Below are 21,090 nucleotides of genomic sequence, written 5' to 3'. Positions count from 1 at the left end.
TTCTATTATGAGAAGAAGAATTCTTGTAAGCTTATTTATTCTGACCGCTTACTTCGTATTGACATCTTCCGGTGGTGGTTCTACACCAGCATGGCAACAGGAAAATGTTTCCTTTCCGATGATGGATATAGAAATCAATGCCACAATGAAAGAGCACGACAGGCAAAAAGAAATGCGGCAAAAGCAAATTGCGAATGCTACTGTAGAAACAGCCAACAGAACCCAATGGAACCAATTCAAAGATAAGATTACCAAAGTTCAGGACAGATTGCGAATTGTTTCATTTGCCATTCAAGCCATACCAACCGGAATAGCAATGAGCAGGGAAATAACAAAAATAACAAACAATCAAACTGCTATTATCAATGAAATAAACGATGCTCCTTATTCCATTGTAGCCGTTTTGCCTTCTCAAGTTCAGTTTGTAGATGACCTGCAAATGGTAACAAGGCTCGTAATGGGAATCGTAATTTCTTATGGGGCAGTTAACCAAATGGAAAAATCAGAACGTAAAGTATTATTGGACTATGCTTTAGGCGAAGTAAAAACATTGAGCAGGAATTCCACACACATGCTTTTGAAGATAAGAGATATTAAGGCCAAAGTAAAACGTAACAAAAGAGCCTTTCAATATTATGTCAATAGGGATAAGCAAGTAGTTGAAAGCATAATGGATAACATCAAATCCTTTTAGAATTGAAATCGAAGATTATTTCCTTTCAGTCGATGAAATCGAAGATTCGGCAGCCCCCAATGTATTCGCAAATTTCATAATGAAAAAATAATAACAATATGAGCAAAAAAATAGTAGCCTTTGGAATGTTGGTACTTTCAGGAATCACTGTTGATAGCCAGCAAATAGTAATTAATGATAAACTTCTGTCACAGATCACCGTCAATCACGGAGTTAGATTAGCAAGCGAACAAACTTTTTTGGATTCGTACGAAAAGCAAAAAGAATTGTATGACGATATCAACAATAAGATAACACAGATCATAGCCATTCAGGAGTACATCTATCAACAGCTGAAAAATGTTAATTCAGCACTTACCCAGAGTAAAAAACTTATCTACCTCTATCAGTATTTGGGTAAAATCGTGACGAACTCCAATAAAATGCTGGATCTATCCGCACAGCATCCTGAATATTCGGTACTCATTTCAAAATATTATGTTGAAATAGGGAAGCAGACGATGAAGCTTCAACAGGAAGTTACTCAGGATATTCTCAAAGAGGACAAAGATTTTCTGATGGATGCAATGGATAGAGAAATGCTGATTGAAAAGATCTTTACCCGTGTCAGAAATATCAATGGAAATATTTTATACATCAATCTGCGATTAGAGAATGCTAAGAAAATTCCCTACCTGTATCAAGTTCCTGTTCTCCGCAACTACATCAATATAGACAAGGCCATTGTTGGCGACATCATTACGAAATTCAATCACATCTTTAATTAAAACATCATGAAAAATTTAGTAAAAAAAATAAGCATCCTACCACTTTTACTCTTGACAGTTGCACTCTCTGGACAATTCAGCGTCAAGAGATTAAATGACCCTTCCATTGTTGCTCAACATAAAAGAATGGTCTTTCAAGATTGGGGAGATTGGAGACCTTATCCAAAATATTTTTTAGGCATCCAAACCAATTTTGCTTATGCAACGGTTTGGGGGTTGTGGTCTCCAAAAATCAACAGGGATTATAAAAATGGTGAAGACATTAGACCATTAAAACCGACAGGGGTGCAAAATCAAAGATTCGCTCAATTAAAATTTCAGGAAGAAGAAGCAAAAAAAATAAAAGCCGCTTCGGACACCATCCATAAAAGAAGCGTTCAGGATTTTGCCCATTGGACTTCCGCCACCGTTGACGCAGACCCACTTTGGTTGCTGTATTACAAAAGAATGCTAAAACCAATTACAGAATTCCCCGACCATCCACAAAATTTTATTGAATGGAGATTGAAAGACCAACAAACGTTTGAAACGCTCAGCACAACAGGAACAATAAAAAGACTTCAGGAAGAACTGGATTTAATCAAAGAAAAATATTCAATGTCCAGAAGTATGGATATGCCAAGAGGAAAACGATTCATAATGTACCACCAAACCCTCATCAAGTGGAGAAAATTTGTAACGGAATTAAGGAAGCACAATAACAAGACAACACTTCTTACAGATTACAAGAATATTCTGAAAAACCATTCAAATTATGCTTTGCCACCTGCGTGGACACCGGCATCAGACCAACAAATTGTTCATAATATGATGAATCATTATAAACACCGATTTTAAAAATGAATAAAACGATAACATTAACTTTTTGCTTATTAGCAATTCTTTTACCTGCTATGGGTTTCGCCCAAACAGACGGCGATTATAGCAATCTACTCCAATTTTTAAAAGGTGACGGTGCTTTTGAGAAATGGTTTATGGAGGTTTTTACAAAGCTTGATAACAGAGTACAAGAAAGTGCTGCAGGATCTGCTTTGGTAGGTAAAGCAATTGGCGGTTTAGGCGCTCTGATGTACCTCGGATATATGGGCTGGCAAATGGCAGCCGGAGATAGAGAATGGGAAATCACACCGATGCTGAAACCAATCCTTATAGGATTTACCCTTGTTTACTGGAGCGGATTTGTCAGTATGATTCAAGCACCATTTGAAGCCATTGCCGAACCCGGAATCTCAATTTTCAGCGAAATAGAATCTGAAGTTAACGACTTACGTGTTGAGAGATTTAAAAAGCAGCAACAATTACTCGATGCCGTCATAAAACTGAAAGCGGAAGAAGATGCGAAGCAGGAAGTCATTGAGAACACTACTGAAGATGCCGATAATTCATGGTTTGACATCAGTGAGGGATTGGATAAATTAATACAGCCTATCAAAGAATGGTCTATCAGGATGGAGTTTCAAATGCAAAAATTAGTCGCGGAACTTATTGAATTTTGTTGCCTTTCTATTCTTCGGATTTGTGTCTATCTTATTTTCTTCATTCAAAAAATATGGGCTTATATATTAATAATTCTAGGTCCTATAGCTGTTGGAATGGCATTGATTCCCGGATTTGAAAATTCATTATACAGTTGGGTCTCCAAATTCATCAACATTAATCTTTACACTTTTGTTGCCTATACCGTAATCAATATCGGTCAGCAACTTATCGCTTCCGGTTACACAATGGAGATCGAAAGATATGATACCTTATTATCCAATGGAACCATTACCAACTTAGACGCTTTAATGGTCTATGTGAGTAATTCGGGAATGATCTATAACCAGCTCTTTACCTGTGTTGCCTATGTTGTAACAGGCATCGGGGTTTTAATGACTCCAACTATTGCCGACAGTATTGTTTCAGCAGGAGGAGCCGGAGCAATGACGAAAATGAAAAGTGCCGCAGGAAAAATGGCGAGTAGTGCAAAGACAGCAATCTTGGCTGCAAAAACAGGAGGTGCTTCAGTAGCAGCAAGTGCAGCAGCAGGTTCCGCTTCGGGAAGGGTAAAGGAAGCGATGAAAAACGGAAAATAATCACAAAAAACACCACAAATGCTTATTAAAAACATAGAACAAAGAATTAAAATCAACAAGATTATTTCAATCTCAACCATTGCTTTTGCCGTTTTCATTGTCATTGCAGGGTTTTTCTTTGCTTACAGAATGATCGAGGATTCCAGAAAATCAATTTACATTTTAGACAATGGTGTTCCGGTTCTTGCCAAGCAAACAGATGTCTTGTTGAACCGACCTGTTGAATATAAAGCTCAAATTGAATTATTCCACCGATTGTTTTTCACGCTCGCACCCGATGATACTTATATCAAGGATAATATTCAAAAGTCATTGTATCTCATTGATGACAGCGGGAAAAAAGAATATACGAATTTAAAGGAAAAAGGTTTTTATAATCAGATCATTGCCGCCAGTTCGATGGTCAGTATTCATACCGATTCTATCGCCCTGAATATGGAACAGAAGAAATTCTCTTTTTTCGGGAAACAAATGATCACAAGAAAATCTTCTGTCATTACCAGAAAGCTCATCACCGAAGGTTTCTTTGAAGACATCATCCGAAGTCCAAATAATCCTCACGGCGTGATTCTTAAAAACTGGCGGATCATCAATAACGAAGAACTATCCAATCAAAATAAAAACTCTTACTAAAAATGGAAACTACATTAAAACAAAAGGCTCAGAAGTGGCTACAATGGGCAGTTCAAAATCCAAAGAAATTCTTCACCTATTTAATGATTTTACTGTCGGTTTCGTTTATAGGGTCTCTAATTCAAGGTATCTTTTTCCCTTCCGAAACAGCATTTAAAATAAGACCTCCGGTCCTCTATTCTAAGAGTAAGATGAGTCAAAATTTATCAGTCAACAATGATAAAGAAATGGAGAAAATAGTGAACGAACTGAAAGCTTTAAAAGTGAAAAGAGACCAAAACACTCTGAAAAAAGAAGACAGCTTACGAATTGACTACCTGTTTAACCAATACCAAAAATTAAAATATGGACATTAAAAAAATAAATTTTAAAGAAAAAAAATATGTTTTGCCACTTCTGGCTTTACCGTTTCTTTTTCTTTTCGGCTATGTAGGAGCGCAGTTTGTCAAAGAAGACACGTCTGAAAAAGATAAACCAAAAGAATTGTCTCTTTCACTGGGCGATACGCAGGATTCCATTATGACCAAAAATGATGCGTACGATGCGTTTTTCAAAAAAGAGGACAACAGAACGATGCTTGGTGGTTTGGACAAAGAAGAGGATAGTTTACTGAACTATGATGATCAATTGTCCTTAGCACAAAAAAGGAAAATAGATTCATTAAAAGCAGTCAATGGCAGACAAAATCAATATGAGGCGAAAGGAAATCAATCCTCCTATTACAAGCCAAATCAACCGCAGAGGGACGATAAAGATTACAATAGATCTACAGAAATCATCAAAATGCTGAATGAAAAATCCTACGGAAATGAAGGTAATAAATATGCTGATTTTCAAAAAGAAAAACCTCAGACCGCCCAACCTGACCCTGTAAAATATCTCAAGGAACAAATGCTGGTAATGGATTCTTTAGAAAAATCCCGTGATCCTGAGTACCAAAGTAAACTCGCAGCAGAACAAAAACTGAAGTCCAATAAAGAGAAAATGGAAGATTTTCTTAATTCAACTTTCAATGTGAGCAAATCCGGAATCAACAGTGGTTTCAATGCTTTCTATAAGGAGAAAGAAAACAGCTTTATCAAAGCAGTGATTGATGAAAACAACAAAGGATTTTTAGGAAGCCGGATCAGATTTCGATTGTTGGAAGACATCTTTGTTGGAAACAAAAAAATAGGAAAGGGTTCGATATTATACGGACAAATCTCAGGATTTTCAATGCAGAGAGTCAATCTCAATATTGTATCTGTATTGACAAAAGGAGAAATCTATCCAGTCAATCTTTCGATTTATGATGTTGACGGGATGAAAGGATTGTACGTTCCGCAAAGTGTTTTCAGAGATATGATGCGGGAAATGGGAAGTAACTCCGTACAGGGAACTCAGATGGATATGGGCGGAAAAGGATTCTTCTCAAGCATCGGAACCAGCCTTTTTACATCAACATCCAAATCTATTGCTAACCTGATCAAAGAGAACAAAGCGAAATTGAAATACAATTCTTACGTCTTTTTAATCGATGAAAAACAACTGAAAGATTCACAAAACCAACAAAAAAAATAAAACAATGAAACTTACTTTATATATCCTTTTACTATTGGTGTCAAATTTTTTAACTGCACAAACTGCAACTAAAGAACAGATTATTTCCGATTTACCGGAGATTGAAATTACTGAAGGTATCAACCTGCATATTATTTCACCGGAACCAATTCAATATGTAGATCTGTCAACAGAAAAACTGACTGGAGATTTACCAGCTACTAATATTGCCAGAATAAAAATCACAGACAATCCTGATTCTGACGAAAAAGGAAAAGTCAAAATACCATCGCTTCTTTGTAATGGAGATAAAATCGGAGTGATAACCGTTGTTGCTCAATCTTTCATAGCACAATACAAAGTAGTGTACAGAAACCAAGATAATCTAAACACTATTACAAACATCCACATTCAACCCGAAGCGATGCAGCCCATAGAGTTTGATAAAATGGTTTTCTCAAATCTTGAATTGCGGAAATTTGCGATGGATATTATTCAAAAAAAATCTGAGAAAAATCCGATTAGAGAAGAGAAAAATCTAAAACTCAGCTTTCAGCTCAATAATGTCTATGTGATCAGTGATTATATCTTTTTAGATATGACCATCAAAAACAATTCTAATCTGAGCTATGATATTGAGGATTTGAAATTCTCATTAGAAGACAAGAAAATCCACAAAGCAACCAATAACCAAAGTGTAGATCTGACTCCCATTTTAGAACTCAATCCTCAAAAACACTTCAAAAAAAATTTCAGGAACATCTATGTTTTCAAAAAATTCACTTATCCAAATAGCAAAGTAATGATGATTCGTCTCATTGAAGAGCAACTCTCTGGACGCGCCATTGAAATGAAGGTGAACTATTCTGAAATTCTTAAAGCTGATACCTTCTAATTATTAATACAATGAAAAATTCTTCAATTATACTGTGCTTCGCACTCATTCTAATAATATTTACCTACCAGTCTGTTATGATAATCATTTTCGATAAAAAGCGAAAAGTGCTCATCAATGACTATGAAAGGCTATTAAATCTTAAAGATTGGTATGAGAAAATATCTGAAGAGGCAGGTCGCTTATACATTATCGAAAGTGTCGAAAAAAGAGCAAATGAACTAATTAATCAATTGAATCTGTTGAATTCCAATCTTATTGAAATACAGGAACAGCAGAAAAAATTGCAGGAACAGCAACAAAAGCTGCACAGTAACCTATTAGAAGAACACAAATTACTTAATCAATATTTCGAAAATTATTCATAATGCAAGAACAACAACATCAAATCAAGATCTATGGCTTTTTACAAAAAGCAGTTTATGCAGTCGTTGCACTCGATTGTGCTTCGCTTTTCTACTTTAATGCTGATGTTCCGGTAGTATCCAACTTGTTGAAAAATTTTTCAAAGCTGAGCTTTATCCACCCACCTATCAATGCCAAATTTGCAACCTTGATTTTGATAGGATTAGTTGCGATTGGTACAAAAGCCAAGAAAAAGAAAGACCTCAATGTTGCTACAGAAATTATCGTTCCTATGACTTTGGGATTGCTGATAATTTTCTCTTCGCTGATATGGCAAAATGAGGCAGGAAATGCGAAGCTTCCCAAAGTATTTCCAGGCTTCAATCTCTATCAGGTAATTTATGCTGTTCTTTCTTTTTTAGGAGCCGTTATCCTTCAAATGGGAGCAGACAGTATCTCAAAACTGATGCAGCAAAAAATGGGAAAAGACCGATGGAATGTTGAAGAAGAATCTTTCGACCAAAATCAGGAATTGGTAACATCGGATTTTACAATCAATATCCCATATTTGTTCCGTTACAAAAACAAAAGCAATAAAGGTTGGATGAACATAAATCCCTTTAGGGGAACAATGGTCATCGGAACACCGGGAAGCGGAAAATCTTTCGGAGTCATCAATCCTGCTATAAGACAGATGATATCAAAAGATTTCTGTCTTTGTATTTATGATTTTAAGTTTCCGGATTTGGCACAGATTGCATACTATCATTACTTGTTGAAAAAAAGTAAAGAATCAGATTATCATTACAATTTCCACGTCATTAATCTGAACGAGGTGGAAAAATCAAAAAGAGTAAATCCGTTTCATAAAAAGTACATTCAAACTTTAGCAGAAGCCCAGGAAATGGCAGAATCGATGGTTTCATCTTTGCAAAAGGGTGGTTCCAGTTCCGGAGGTGGTTCTGAAGCTTTCTTTACCCAATCTGCGATCAATTTCCTTTCGTCCTGCATTTATTTTTTTGCAACATTCGAAAACGGAAAATATTCTGATCTGCCCCACATTCTTTCCTTTATGAACAGGAGTTACAAAGAGATTTTCGATACTCTTTTTACAAATGAAGAAATTTTTTCTTTGCTGTCACCTTTCAAGACGGCTTATGACAATAAAGCATTTGACCAATTAGAAGGACAAATCGGAACCTTGAAAATATTCCTTTCCCGATTGGCTACTAAAGAAAGTTTCTGGGTGTTTTCCGGAGATGAAGTAGAATTGAAGATAACCGACAGAGATAATCCTTCCATTATTATTCTGGCATCAGACCCGGGAACACAGGATATTAATTCTGCATTGTATTCTTCTGTATTAAACAGGACTTTAAGATTGATCAACTCCAAACACAATTTACCCGGAGGCATTATAGCTGATGAGTTTCCCACCATCTATATCCACAAAATTGATAACATCGTGGCAACTGCAAGAAGCAACAGGGTTGCTGTAATGCTTGGACTTCAGGAAATTCCGCAGCTCAGACAGTTCTACAAAAAAGAAGTTGCAGATACGATATCTGCCATTGTTGGAAATGTTCTTTCCGGTTCTGCCAGAGACAAAAATACATTGGATTGGTTGGAAAAACTATTTGGGAAAATTAAACAGAAATCATACTCCCAATCCATTTCCCAGCAAGGGACTACCACCAGTATCAATGAAAAAATGGACAATATGATTCCTGCCGGAAAAATTGCGGCCTTGAAAACCGGAGAAATGGTTGGAATGATAGCGCAGGGAGAAGAAAACGATGCTGAGGAATATAAAACTTCTGCAGTTAGCGGTAAAATTAATTTAGATATGAAAGCGATTCAGGAAGAAGAAAAAAACTATGTTAAAATGCCCACTTATTACTCTTTTCTAGATAAAAAAGGAGCTAACCGCAAAGAAGAAGTGCTGATGACCAACTTTAGAAAGATCAACAAAGAAGTGGAACTCATTGTGAATGAAAATATCAACGCTGCATAAAATGAAAAAAATACAATCAAAATACACATTTACTTTGATGCTGTTATTGTTCAGTTACCTATCATTTGCACAGTTTAATACACTTAGAATAGCAGTGCCAAAAAAATCTGAAAATCAAAAAGCTTCTGAAAAATCTAATATCGAAGAACCGCTCAACCAAAAAAGGAATAAAAAATCTTGGAAAGAGCTTTTAAATATGACCACAAAGTCAGATTTAATAAGTCAAATCGATTCTTTGAAAATGATGATTAAAGATTATAAAAGTGTAAAAGCAGTACAGAGAAATGAGTTTGAAAAACTCAAAGATTCTTTGCTGCTGCAAGCACACAATAGAGTAGAACAAACAAAACAGACATCAAAAAGACAGAAATCTTCCACAACGTATGAATTTGTTAATGAACCGGCGGCATATTTTTCAAAAGTCGTAATGCCTCTAAATAATAAAATTACAGTCACCTCTTCTTATGGCACAAGAACACATCCTATTTTCGGAACAAAAAAAATGCATAATGGGATTGACTTAAAAGCCAGATTCGAAAATGTGTATTCCGTTTTGGACGGAATTGTTACTGCAACAGGCTGGGATTCTAAAGGCGGTGGAAATTTTATAAAAGTAAAACATTTTGACCGTTTCGAAACCTCTTACCTACATCTCTCAGAAATATATTATCGAGCTGGAGAAATAGTAAAAGCCGGATTTATCATCGGAAAAAGTGGGAATACCGGAAACTCCACGGGACCACATCTGCATTTTTCGGTGAAAGAATTCGGACAAAATATCAATCCTTCTCATTTTTTAAATGACCTCATAAAAGTAAACAATTTAATAGCAAACCATTATGAACAATAATACTTTACCAACAGACGAGCTAAAAAAATACGGAATTATCAATGAAGATCTGTTATTCTCTGAAAAACTGAATGCAGATGATATTCAGAAATTTCTGCAGGGATATACCATCGTTGCAGACCACGACAAAAACAGGGCGACTTTTCAGCTAAGTGATAATAACACCCAATTGAAAGTTATCTTTTTAGAAAGAGACAAAAGTATTTCTGAAATTCTTGTAAACAGTAAAAACAAAATTGAATACAGCGAAATTCAAGACATATCAAATCAAAAAGAAGCGGGATTTACCATTGAGAAAAAAGCTTTCATTTTCGATAAAGAAACCAACAAAATAGTTGAGTTTGATTTCATTAAAAATGCAAGAGAACTCACAGCAATTATTGCTGACAAAAAGAATACGGAAGAACTCAACCGTTACATAGCAGAACTTCTAAAACTAAAATCTTTTCTGCAAGATAAAATTGTCCAGTTCCCAGAAATGGCAAAAAAAATTACGAATGATTTGAATATTGTGTCCAAAGAATTCAATACGGTTGCTGGAATTTCTGAAAAGCAAAATCACTCTCAAAAACAGGAAAAATCAAACGTACAACTAAATGTGAATGACCCCGATGTTTATCAGGATGCCAATCGAATGAGAGAAGAGGAAAGCCAAGATCAGGACGAGGAAATTCAAAAATCGAGAGGATTCAGAAGATAAATTAAGAACCTGGAAAAATGGAAGATGAACTAAACTGGATGGATAGGAATATAACTCCAAGAACAGGAGCCTATAAAAATTTTGTAAAAGAAATGGAAAGTATGTCGCCTGAACAGTTTTTTCGGGACGGAGAGCGGAGGTTTACTGATAAAGAGAAAAAGTTTATGGCAATTTATCAATCTAAGGGTAAAGAATTTATTCAAGGTTCAAATTTTACATTGAAAACATTTTTCAATTCAAATCAGGGTTTCCCTATTGAGGATAAATTTAATACTACCGCTGAATTAGTAAGATTTATTGAAAAGCAGCAACTAGCCAATAAACATTTGATTTTGCAAAATAACAGGGAGTCTACTGAAATTACTATAAGTAATGAGTCCATAAAGCAGAAATTTCTCTCTGATCTCTGGGCTAAAGAATTGGAGAAAAAAACTGATTTAAGTTCCGGATTGACCTATTCACAAATTGATGAAAAGCAAGCTCATCATTATCGAAATTATGAAGTTGAAGCTGCAAAGTTATCATTAGAAGGAGGCCATCAAATTGAAATGACTGATCTGGAAGAAAATGCAGACTTTTTTTCAGATGAAGGCTTTGAAGAAAATTTAACCCCTGCATCTGACCTTCCGGACGGCTGGACTTGGAACGATTACGATGATGGAAGTGGCTCGCTGAAGAGTCCAAGCGGTCATAGGTATTACAGCTATGATCTGCAAAATCAGGAATATACCTTACCGTACGGTCGGCGAGAATGGACAGGTATGAGAGATTTTTATGACGCTCCAAAAAGTTTGAACGAATTCAAAAGCTATGTCGAAAGCGACTTAAAAGCAAAAGCAGTGCAAAATAATCTTTATCCGAAACTTTCCGAAGAGGAAAAAAATGGTATTCTCAATTACAGGATCTTTATGAAAGAAAACGAATTCATACTGGAGAACTTGCAGATCACATCAAACCAGAGAAAGGCTTATTCAGAAAAAATGGAATTCGGAACAACAGATGGAGATTATTCTCTTACAAAGGCACAAATGGACGCAATCCCAAATGTTATTGATGGTCATACGTTGTCAAAAAATGACAAATACGAATTGGCTTTCGGCCTATTGGAAAAACAGCTATATGGGGAATCCTACGAATTATTGGATAGCGGTGAAATTCTAAAAAATTATCTGGATGAAAATGTTTTTTCAAGACACAGAATATTAACAATGAATGATATAAAATTTAACAATCAAAACCCAAACATTATGGAAACACAGAAAGAATATGAACCATCTCAGTATCCGAAATTTCAGTTAAAATATCTTGGTTTCGGAGAAGGAGAACAACTGCACAAAGATTTAGAAAATGGTATTAATGCTCCCGAAAAAGAGTTCGAAATTAAAACCACTTCCGACAAAACGATGCCCGGAAATGAAATGGAATTCACATTAAAATTCAATAAGATAGAAAATGGAAGTGTCTTTATGAATTTTTATAATGCTAAACTCACTAAAGAAAATGGCGACGTTATCTCCCACAATTTTCCTGTTAACAGGGTAAATACATTTACTGCTAAAGAAGCAGTCAACCTTTTGGAAGGGCGTACGGTAAAAATAGAATTTCACAATCCGAAAACGGAAAAATTAGAACCTGCATTTGCCAAACTGAATTTTAACGAACCCAAAACTGAAAAAGGAAATTACAATTTCCAGAATTTTTACAAAAATTATGGTGTTGATACGGCTCAGATCGTAGAAAAATCCAAATTGATCTTCGATAAGCCGGAATGGAAGGAAAGTACCATAAAATCTTTGGAAAAAGGAAATATCGTCAAGGTAAAATTTGAATTGGACGATAAGGTGGTAGAAGGCAAAGCGGTACTGAATCCGCAATACAAAAATCTGAATCTGTATGATTCCGATATGAACAGAATCAATACCAACAAGCCTTTAGAAGGTTTGGAACAAGACAACAAGCACGAAAAAAATAACGTGAAAGAACAAAGTATTAAACGATAGATAACACGTACAACCAATCATTTATTTCCCAGCGGTAAGTCAAATTAATTAGGCTGCCGCTTTTTTAAACCCTATATCTATGAAAAAACTTTTAATACTACCCAGCTTGTTTTTTCTTTTTGTAAGCACTTCCTGCCACAAAGAAATCAAATCCGAAAAAGGAGGAATCGATGTTGTCTCCAATGTCTATTTTGATGTTTCCAAAAATCTGGATAAAATCCAAAGTTTTCATTTGTCAAGCCTTAACTATTCAGGAGATGCTATTATAGAAAGGATTCCGGATGCTGATGCTCCCGAAGTAACCCAACAGATTTATTTCATAAAAGATTCATTGTGCTATACTATTGAAAATGAAAATCCCGGCAAAATTATTCTGTCAGACATCATAAAGAAACAAAAGCCGCTTTCAGTTGAAATGAAAAAAGGAGGGACATTGTTTTCTCAGGAAAAAATCCCCAATTACAGAAACAGAAAAAATCTGAGTGATACGGTTTTGTTTAAGAAAAAATACAAACGATTTGAAATCAACTCACCTTGGATGTACACCCGGTTTTACATTTATCCAACGGATACTATTTTACCGTACTCTATTTACAAACACGCGGAAAAGGACTACCACGGAAGGCTCGAAAGGATTGATTCTTACAATAAAAAGACGGACATATTCGTGACTCTTCAACTAATATCAAGAAAAAACTGGGACAGTGAAGCCAAAGAAATTTTTGAATTTAACCACTTCATAAAAAACAGAAAAAAGTGAAAGATGAAGATTTTTTTAATGAGATCAATGATGACATTTCTGTAGTTGAAGGAAATAAAAAGGAACTGATTGTTTTCACAAACAGTAAGGATACGCTTTCATTCTTGGAGCTTCTTCAATTGAATAAGCAAGTCAATAATAGAACACTTATTACCTTAAATTCCGGTTCCAATAGCAAAAAGTTTCTCAATAGATACCAGAACTATGATGGCAAAATGTTTCTATGTCTTACAGGAGACAGAACAGGAAATGCAATAACCAGAAAAATTCTAACAGAATTTAATGGCAAAAATATCAAAGACGTTCGTCCTTTTTATGAAATTTCTGAAAATGGGAATCAAGACCTGACCGAATATCTACAGAATAAACTCAAGCTTCAAGATAAAAATACTAATTTAGTTGAACGAAAAATTTCTGAAAATGAAAGCAATGCAATTGAATCCGGAAGAACATCCGATTCTCAGCAAGTGGGAAAAGGAACACCTGAACAAAACACTCGAGAACTTAGCCCTAAGATCCAATCCGAGCAAAATGGAAGTTACGGAAGAGGACAAGCAGTGGGCAGCAAAAATGCTGGAAATGGACTTGCAGTCACAGAACGGAGCGATTTGGGAAACCGAGACCGAGGAAGAGGATCCAATGGTGGAACACAACCGCAAAATGCTCAACAAAATGAGGGAAGAGAACATTCCGTGGGCGGAATCATATCCGGGAGATTTGTATCCGATAGAAGAAGATCCGATGCAAGACCTTCCGAGGTAAGTGAAAATTCGACAAATAATGTAGAGCTAGATGCTCTTATTTCAAAATATAAAGGGCGAAAACTGAATAATGATCAAGTTGCAGAAGTAGTTTCTGCTGCTTGTTTTGTTTCCGACAATCACAAAATTAATCTGAAGGAAAATCTTAACATCACTGATGACTTAATAGAAATTTGCAACCAATTCCAAAGTGGCGGAACGGCAAAAGAAGGACGAGGGATTTTAGACGAATATTATACGCAGGATAAAATTGTTGATGCAGTTCATAATTTAATTAAAGACCATTTCAAAACTCAAAAAGAAATTTCCGTTTTAGAACCAAGTGTTGGAACTGGAAATTTCATCTATGCCACTCATGAATTATCAGTGAATTCTAAAATTACAGGATTTGAAGTCAACGACACCACCGCAAAAATTGCCAAGATTCTGCATCCCGAAGCTGACATCAATCTTCGTTCGTTTGAAACTGAATTCATAGATGAAAAAGGAAATAAAAAGGACTTTTCTCAGCAATACGATTTGGTCATCGGGAATCCGCCCTACGGTGAACATCGGGGACTTTATAAAGGATTGGGAGAAGAGCCTAAAATTTCAAAATACGAAGATTATTTTGTTAAGCGGTCTTTGGATTCATTAAAACCTAATGGAGTTTTGGCGATGGTACTTCCATCATCTTGGCTGAACCGTCAAAGCAATTTGAAAAATGCCAATATTCTGGAAGGTTTCCGCTTACCCAATGGAGCTTTTGCAGGAACACAAATAGGAACAGACATTATCATTCTAAGAAAAAACACTCAAAATATCTCTTGTGATATTTCTGATTACTTCGATAATAACCCAGCAAGAATTTTGGGAGAGATCCGAGAAAAAACCAACCGTTTCGGGCGATTAGAAAACTATATCCAGGGAAATTTAGATGAAGCTTTATTTAAGATCGAACAGTTTAAAAATAAGAGAGAAACCCAGCGGATCGGAAATCTGTTTGAAGATTTGTTTTTAGAGGAAGAACCTAAAGTTGAAAACAAAGTTCCTGTACCAAAAAAAAGAATTACAGAAATCGAAGATTCCGTGAGGATTGAAAACCAAAATAAAAATGAATTAAATGTAACAGAAACTCAAGAAAAAATTGAACTGGTGCTTTCTAAACTCAATAACATTAAGTTTAAATCTCCAACAATTACGATTGAAATAAGCAAGTATGAAAAACTGCGCGAAGATCTAATCACAAAACCAGCATCATTTTCGGAGGAAAACTTAAAAGAACTTATTGAGAAAAGTGATAGAATAATTTCTATTCACAATACTAAAGCCGGGAAGGAATATCAACTTCAAACAAAACCGGAAATAAAGAAAGGTGTTTTAAAATATCAATTCTCCAAACAGGATGAAATTGTAAATACTTCCTTGCAAAATAGTTCTGATATTACAAAAGAACAAATTGAAGCATTCAGAGATACCTCTTATGACGGCACATTAAATAATCGTGGAAAGCATTATCAATTTGCGAACTTCATTGATGGAAAATGGGTTCACGATTTTTATTACACTGAAGGAAATATTTACGCAAAACTGGAACAGTTGGAGCGGGATTTTTGCCGAAGTTCGGCTTCCAATTTTTTAATTAATGATAAAATTGGCGCCGGCACTGCCGGTCAATACGAAAAACAAAAAGCATTATTAGAAAATGTTCTACCAAAAGCGAAATCGCTGGATGAGATTTATATCAGTCCGAACCATGAGTTCGTACACAAATTTGAGTTAGGTCAAACAGAAAAAGACCAATATAATCATATTACAAAACGAACCGAATCGGTCATTGTAGATTACAATCTTGCGGAAAAATTCAAAGATTTTGTTGGCACTTTGTCAAGTGAAGCCTTTGCAGGTTCTTCAGCTTGGGAAGTCCGAAGCTTCGTAGATAACGAAACAGTTACAGGAAGCGATAAAGAGAGAAATGCGTTAGTTAGAGAAAGACGAAAAGCTGCTGCGAATGATTTGTTTTACAAGTTTGTCCGGGAAGAACTTTCCGATGATATTAGAAATCGTTTTGTAAAAGACTTTAATCGCAATTACAATAATATCCACGTTCCGGATTATTCTAAATTCCCATTATTTTCCAGAATCTATCTGCATTTCAAAGGTCAAGAATTGCGTTTGACCGAAGTTCAGAAAGCAGGAATCGGAAGACAGACCACAAAAGGAGTAGGGCTCTTAGCGCACGAAGTTGGTTTTGGAAAAACGCTTTCCGGAATCCTTTCTATGCACGAAGCAATGGAGCGAGGAAATGCGAAAAGACCGATCATCGTAGTTCCGAATGACAGTATTTTGAAACAATGGGTGGAAACGATTTTTGAAACGATTCCCAATGCGAAAGTCAATGTTTTAGGGAATTTGGGGAAAGATTATGATCTCTCAAAATTTGACAACAAAGACGGAGAAATTACCATCGTTACTTATGAGGGCTTTAATAATATCGGGTTTTCATCAGAAATAACCGGAGAACTTTCTTCAAAATTCAGTTACATCTCTACAAGCGAAATGAAGGGAGTTACCAATACGGAAAGAGACCTCCAAATTGAACTGCAGAAAGAAAAGGAAATTGAGGGTAAAATGAAGCGTGGGAAAATTTACAATTGGGAAGATTTCGGATTTGATCACTTGACTTTCGATGAAGTTCATAATGCCAATCATATTGTAGGAAAAGTAAAGATTGAAGACAGAAGGTTTGCTTCTGATTTTAGAAGTCAGAACCAGCAAACCTCCAAATTAGGGATCAATACCTGGATGGCAGCTCAGTATATTCAGGACAAACAAGATGGCAGAAATGTAACCTTGCTTTCCGCAACGCCATTTACGAACAAACCTTTGGAATATTATTCCATTCTTTCTTTAATAGCAAATAAAAGATTAGAAGAATCGGGATATTTCAATGTGAATACATTCTTCGAGACCTTTATGGAAGCGGACAATGATATGGAAATTGATGCAAAAGGTGATGTGAAGTTTAAAGCAAATGTTCGGAGGTTTAAAAATAATTCTTTGTTTCAGCAATTACTTTCGGAATTCATTGATATAAAAGGAGAAGAAGACAATCCTGAATTGATTCGTCCCAACAAAATTAACAAAGAGTATAAAATTGAACAGAATGATCTGACAAGAGAACAATATGACCTGCTCAATGAAAATTTCAGTGAAACTGAAAAGGGGGCAATTCTTACTCATATTCTCAATGCCAGATTGATTGCTATTTCGCCGTATTTGTCGCCATATTATGATGATGAAGAACCTTCTGTAAAAGAATTCATAGAAAATTCTCCAAAGTTGAAACAGACGATGGATTTAATAAGGCAGAACAAAAAAGATCTTCCTGACTCCGGACAAATTGTTTATTCTGAATTGGCGGTTGCTCAATTTCCAAAACTGAAAGAATATCTCATAACAGAAATCGGTTACAAACCCGAAGAAATTGGAATCATTACCGGAACGACTAATAAAAATCAAAGAATTTCTATTCAAAATGATTTTAATGAAGGAAAAATAAAAGTGGTTATTGGAAGCGAAGCCATTCAGGAAGGAATGAACCTTCAGGAAAACACAACCGATGTTTATATGCTTACATTACCCTATAATTTCACTTCTTTGCGACAGGTGGAAGGACGGGCGTGGAGACAAGGAAACATAAACGAAAATGTGAGAATTAATTTTATGCTGACTAATGATAGTATTGATGTTTTTATGCTTCAAAAACTGCAGTCCAAACAAGCCAGATATTTAGAAGCGATGAAAAAAGGAGCCGATGTTTTGGACATATCTGATATTAGTACGCAAGAGCTTAAAACGTCCATCATTACCAATCCCGAAACCAGAGCCAACATTGAAATCGAATTGTTGAAAAAAAGGATCGAAAGTGAAAAAAATAAACATCTCGCAGATAGTGCTTTTGTATTGAGAAAATACGAAGATGTTTTGAAAGTTCAAGAGTTAGTCACCAAAGCTGAGCATTCATATAATAGAATTGAAGGCTATTCAAAAAATGGCGATGCAAATGCTGACTATTGGAAAAAAGAATTTCCATCTTATCAAAAAACAATCGACCTACATAAAGCTCAAGTTCAAGAAGTTATTGAAAATTTAGCTCAGAAAGGAATAGATGTTACTCAAATTGAATATCAAACCAAAATCACTGAAGCAAAGATTGCAGAACTGGATAAAAAGCTGGAAGAACTTCCGGAGATAAAGAATAATTTAATAACTCAATATAAGAATGAAAAAGATGAACAAATGAAAATTAATGAGCAAAGAGATTATGTGAAAGAAAGAGCCCTTGAGAATAAAACTCTTTTTGGCACTAACCAGCTTGAATCAGGAACTATGCATAAAGGAAATCAATTGTTGAAGCAGGAGGGAAAATACGAGCAAAATTTTTCGACATCATCAGGGAGGAAAAGATAAATCAAACTCAGCGACAATCTTTTTCAGAGTGAAAAAGGTGTCTTTGTGTAAGTGATACAAATGGCATACTTCTACCATGCAAAAGATATAGTTGATAGCACGGCCAAAAGAGCTACATAGTGTTAATTATGGAGTTTTCCTTTGTGTTTTCATGGTGTACGGTAACAAAAATATTTCTAAATCTATTTGGTTTGATTTTCCACTTGCCGGAATAATTAATATATTAACACTACCAAACTTAATTTATGATGCATTTTAACTCAGGAAAATCAATTGTTTCACCGACTCAGATACAGTATACTCTATTCAGCGGGGGTGCTTCCAATGAATACAACGATTTCCATCGAGTTGCTTTGAATCTTTTGCGGAGTTTTCCTAAAGATCTCATGCAATTGGAAGACGCAGCTGATTTTTACGATTGGTCTTTTCGTACGGGTCGCAGTACGGGCATTAACTTATACCTTCTTGATTCAAAGCTATTTATAGCTGAAAGGGAATCAAATAGCACTTTCTTCAATGAATACGCCGGATTTTTTAATAAGGGTTTAGTAAAGGTCTTTTTGATAGATTGCAATATCAGTAACCATAAGGAGATTGCTCAGCTTGTTGCCGATACTAGCTTTGGGTATTATACGATCATTAATGATCCAAAGGAAGAAAATGCTGCTTTCTATGACGATAAGAATTTCTTTGCAGATGTAGAACAACTGATTAAACTCGTTGAAAGAGATTTGCCGCAAATCAATAATATCTTAAAAAAAGAGTACGGTATTGAAATCGACACGTTTAATTTTCAGACCAACCCCAAATCCGATGAATTGAATCCTTTCTATCCAACAATGTACAGCCATTCTAATTATTTTCTTCTGAACCAGATACTGGCTAACGATTGGGAGAAAAAACATCAGTGGCCCAAAAAAGAGGATATGACAATGTTCAGTAAGAAAAGAGCGTCAATTCAATTGCAGCAGGCAACAGTAATTGACGGTCTGTCACAAGTTGTCCGTATCAAAGAGCCTGCTTCACTTATAGAACCTCTTTACCCGCCGATGGTCATTATTGCGCCTTTTCATTTCCCAAAGTACAAAAGGACAGCAGCAAAACCCTTTGAAACGAAAAAGCAGAAAATGTTATTTAGAGTGTCCCAGACCGAGCAAAAACTTGACTACACTTTCATTGTGGAAGAAGATACACAGCGCGTTCTGGGACATGATTTAATAGGCAGGACATTAAGTTTTTTGACTGAGAGGTTAAGTATGCTAGACTTTGCTGGATATCTTCACGCACAGTTGGCGTACTCACCAATATTTCGCATGCCTATTGTAGGGAAATCTCTCAATATGGACCTGTCACATTTCGAGAATGATTTTTCCACGAGAAAGCATGCTATAAAAAAAATTGAAGCAGTAGGGGAATTGATACGTAAAAAAATGGTGGTTCCTGAATTAAAAGAATATTTAGAGGAGAGAAATGGACAAATTGTTTTTATTTCCGATCTACCCATGGAATGGTTGAGATTGGACAAATATCCGATTTGTCTCACCCATGATATCTGTCGTATACCAGAGTTCAATTTTAGCAGTCTAATCAATAATTTCGTCCATAATCAGCGACTTACATTCCAGATCGCACCGGATATTTTAGAAAGAACACTTATAGTCCATTGCGCTAGTGAAGAAGATGTGGATATGCATCATTTCTTTAATGCAATTGCTGGAATGCAGAAAACGTTGGGATTTAAAAGTGTATTCTGTAAGACTGTCGACGATATTGAGAGTGCGGTAAAAGAATTTAAACCGCACTTGCTGATTTTTGATTGTCATGGTGATATCGATAGTAAGGATCTGTCCAGCTTTCTTGTAATCGACAACAAAAATAAGGTGCGATTAACTGGCGAAGATATTATTGCTCGTGGAATAAGCGCACCTCTTGTATTTATATCTGCCTGCAGTACTATGCCAAACTATGGTTACGTGAAATTTTTATCAGATGCCTTTATGCAGGCTGGTGCATTCTCTGTTACAGCTACATTTCTTCCGATCATGATGAAAGATGCAGCTGCACTTATTTTACGAATTTTAAGTAACCTGAAGCAACAGGAAAATAAAGTGATCTTTTCAAATTGGCTGGCTTTTATTTCACATACTTTAAGAAGCACGTTGATTTTCGAAACGGTAAGGAAAATACGTCTCAAATACAATATCGATAATGAAATTGATGATGAGAAAATAGCTGATATGCTTTTGAGATTGATGGTTTTTGATACACGAGAAAATGTCTTAGATGAATTGAGGGATTATTTACAAAGTATTATTCCAGAGGCAGATGTGGCATTTGACAATTTAGATCATGAATGGTTGTCCTATACAACGTTGGGGCGTGCAGATCTTATTAAGTTTGAACTTTGGCTGAATAAGCATCAAAAAGTCAATGAACTTAATGGCTAATCTCCAACTTGAATCTCAAATTTTCGTTCAATTTCAGAAAATACTTTTAAAGTTAAAAATATAAGAAATTTGCCCTAACAGAGATCGCTACTTCAGAAATAGGATGTTCTCTTTTTCTGTGTAAAATTAAAAATTCAAGCCAGAGTTTACACTTTGGC

General features: G+C 35.6%; 16 protein-coding genes. All 16 read left to right on the top strand.

Going from position 1 to position 21,090, the window contains the following annotated elements:
* Positions 1 to 7 precede the first annotated feature (7 nt).
* The 16 genes from EG344_RS05185 to EG344_RS05110 all read left to right on the top strand — a co-directional run bounded on the left by EG344_RS05185 (position 8) and on the right by EG344_RS05110 (position 20,932).
* Positions 8 to 694 carry a hypothetical protein gene (locus tag EG344_RS05185; protein WP_116037060.1) on the top strand — a complete coding sequence of 229 codons (687 nt, stop codon included), beginning with the start codon at positions 8 to 10 and terminating at the stop codon, positions 692 to 694.
* Positions 695 to 792: 98 nt separating this feature from the next.
* Entirely contained in the window at positions 793 to 1,461 is a 669-nt protein-coding gene (locus EG344_RS05180) for a hypothetical protein (RefSeq protein ID WP_116037061.1), read from the top strand.
* A gap of 6 nt (positions 1,462 to 1,467) precedes the next feature.
* The gene (locus tag EG344_RS05175; RefSeq protein WP_116037063.1) at positions 1,468 to 2,298 is read left to right on the top strand and encodes a hypothetical protein; all 831 of its coding nucleotides are present in this window, start codon (positions 1,468 to 1,470) and stop codon (positions 2,296 to 2,298) included.
* A gap of 2 nt (positions 2,299 to 2,300) precedes the next feature.
* Positions 2,301 to 3,536 (top strand): hypothetical protein, encoded by a 1,236-nt coding sequence (locus EG344_RS05170; RefSeq protein ID WP_123908617.1) that lies wholly within the window; start codon positions 2,301 to 2,303, stop codon positions 3,534 to 3,536.
* A gap of 18 nt (positions 3,537 to 3,554) precedes the next feature.
* The gene (gene traK / locus EG344_RS05165; protein ID WP_123908616.1) at positions 3,555 to 4,169 is read left to right on the top strand and encodes a conjugative transposon protein TraK; all 615 of its coding nucleotides are present in this window, start codon (positions 3,555 to 3,557) and stop codon (positions 4,167 to 4,169) included.
* A gap of 2 nt (positions 4,170 to 4,171) precedes the next feature.
* Positions 4,172 to 4,525 carry a hypothetical protein gene (locus EG344_RS05160; protein WP_123908615.1) on the top strand — a complete coding sequence of 118 codons (354 nt, stop codon included), beginning with the start codon at positions 4,172 to 4,174 and terminating at the stop codon, positions 4,523 to 4,525.
* Positions 4,521 to 5,729, top strand: coding sequence for a conjugative transposon protein TraM (gene traM, locus EG344_RS05155; RefSeq protein ID WP_123911759.1), 1,209 nt, complete (start codon positions 4,521 to 4,523; stop codon positions 5,727 to 5,729). The genes EG344_RS05160 and traM overlap by 5 nt, the downstream gene beginning before the upstream one ends.
* A 4-nt stretch (positions 5,730 to 5,733) precedes the next feature.
* Positions 5,734 to 6,603: a DUF4138 domain-containing protein gene (locus EG344_RS05150; protein ID WP_123908614.1), complete on the top strand. Its 870-nt coding sequence runs from the start codon at positions 5,734 to 5,736 to the stop codon at positions 6,601 to 6,603.
* Between the two features lie 77 nt (positions 6,604 to 6,680).
* Complete coding sequence (locus EG344_RS05145) at positions 6,681 to 6,971, top strand: hypothetical protein (protein WP_123908613.1); 291 nt, start codon at positions 6,681 to 6,683, stop codon at positions 6,969 to 6,971.
* Positions 6,971 to 8,962, top strand: coding sequence for a type IV secretion system DNA-binding domain-containing protein (locus EG344_RS05140; RefSeq protein WP_123908612.1), 1,992 nt, complete (start codon positions 6,971 to 6,973; stop codon positions 8,960 to 8,962). Before EG344_RS05145 ends, EG344_RS05140 begins: the two co-directional genes overlap by 1 nt.
* A gap of 1 nt (position 8,963) precedes the next feature.
* Positions 8,964 to 9,812: a M23 family metallopeptidase gene (locus EG344_RS24425; RefSeq protein WP_317126489.1), complete on the top strand. Its 849-nt coding sequence runs from the start codon at positions 8,964 to 8,966 to the stop codon at positions 9,810 to 9,812.
* A complete protein-coding gene (locus tag EG344_RS05130) occupies positions 9,802 to 10,512 on the top strand; it encodes a hypothetical protein (protein WP_123908610.1) in 711 nt (236 codons plus the stop codon). The genes EG344_RS24425 and EG344_RS05130 overlap by 11 nt, the downstream gene beginning before the upstream one ends.
* A 17-nt stretch (positions 10,513 to 10,529) precedes the next feature.
* Positions 10,530 to 12,512 carry a hypothetical protein gene (locus EG344_RS05125; protein WP_123908609.1) on the top strand — a complete coding sequence of 661 codons (1,983 nt, stop codon included), beginning with the start codon at positions 10,530 to 10,532 and terminating at the stop codon, positions 12,510 to 12,512.
* 79 nt (positions 12,513 to 12,591) lie between these two features.
* Positions 12,592 to 13,272, top strand: coding sequence for a hypothetical protein (locus EG344_RS05120; protein ID WP_123908608.1), 681 nt, complete (start codon positions 12,592 to 12,594; stop codon positions 13,270 to 13,272).
* Complete coding sequence (locus EG344_RS05115; RefSeq protein ID WP_123908607.1) at positions 13,269 to 18,485, top strand: Eco57I restriction-modification methylase domain-containing protein; 5,217 nt, start codon at positions 13,269 to 13,271, stop codon at positions 18,483 to 18,485. Before EG344_RS05120 ends, EG344_RS05115 begins: the two co-directional genes overlap by 4 nt.
* 245 nt (positions 18,486 to 18,730) lie before the next feature.
* On the top strand, positions 18,731 to 20,932 hold the full coding sequence (locus EG344_RS05110; protein WP_123908606.1) for a CHAT domain-containing protein: 2,202 nt from the start codon (positions 18,731 to 18,733) through the stop codon (positions 20,930 to 20,932).
* The last annotated feature ends 158 nt before the right edge of the window (positions 20,933 to 21,090 follow it).

Source organism: Chryseobacterium sp. G0162, assembly GCF_003815715.1.
GTDB lineage: Bacteria > Bacteroidota > Bacteroidia > Flavobacteriales > Weeksellaceae > Chryseobacterium.
This window is presented reverse-complemented; position numbering and strand designations above follow the sequence as displayed.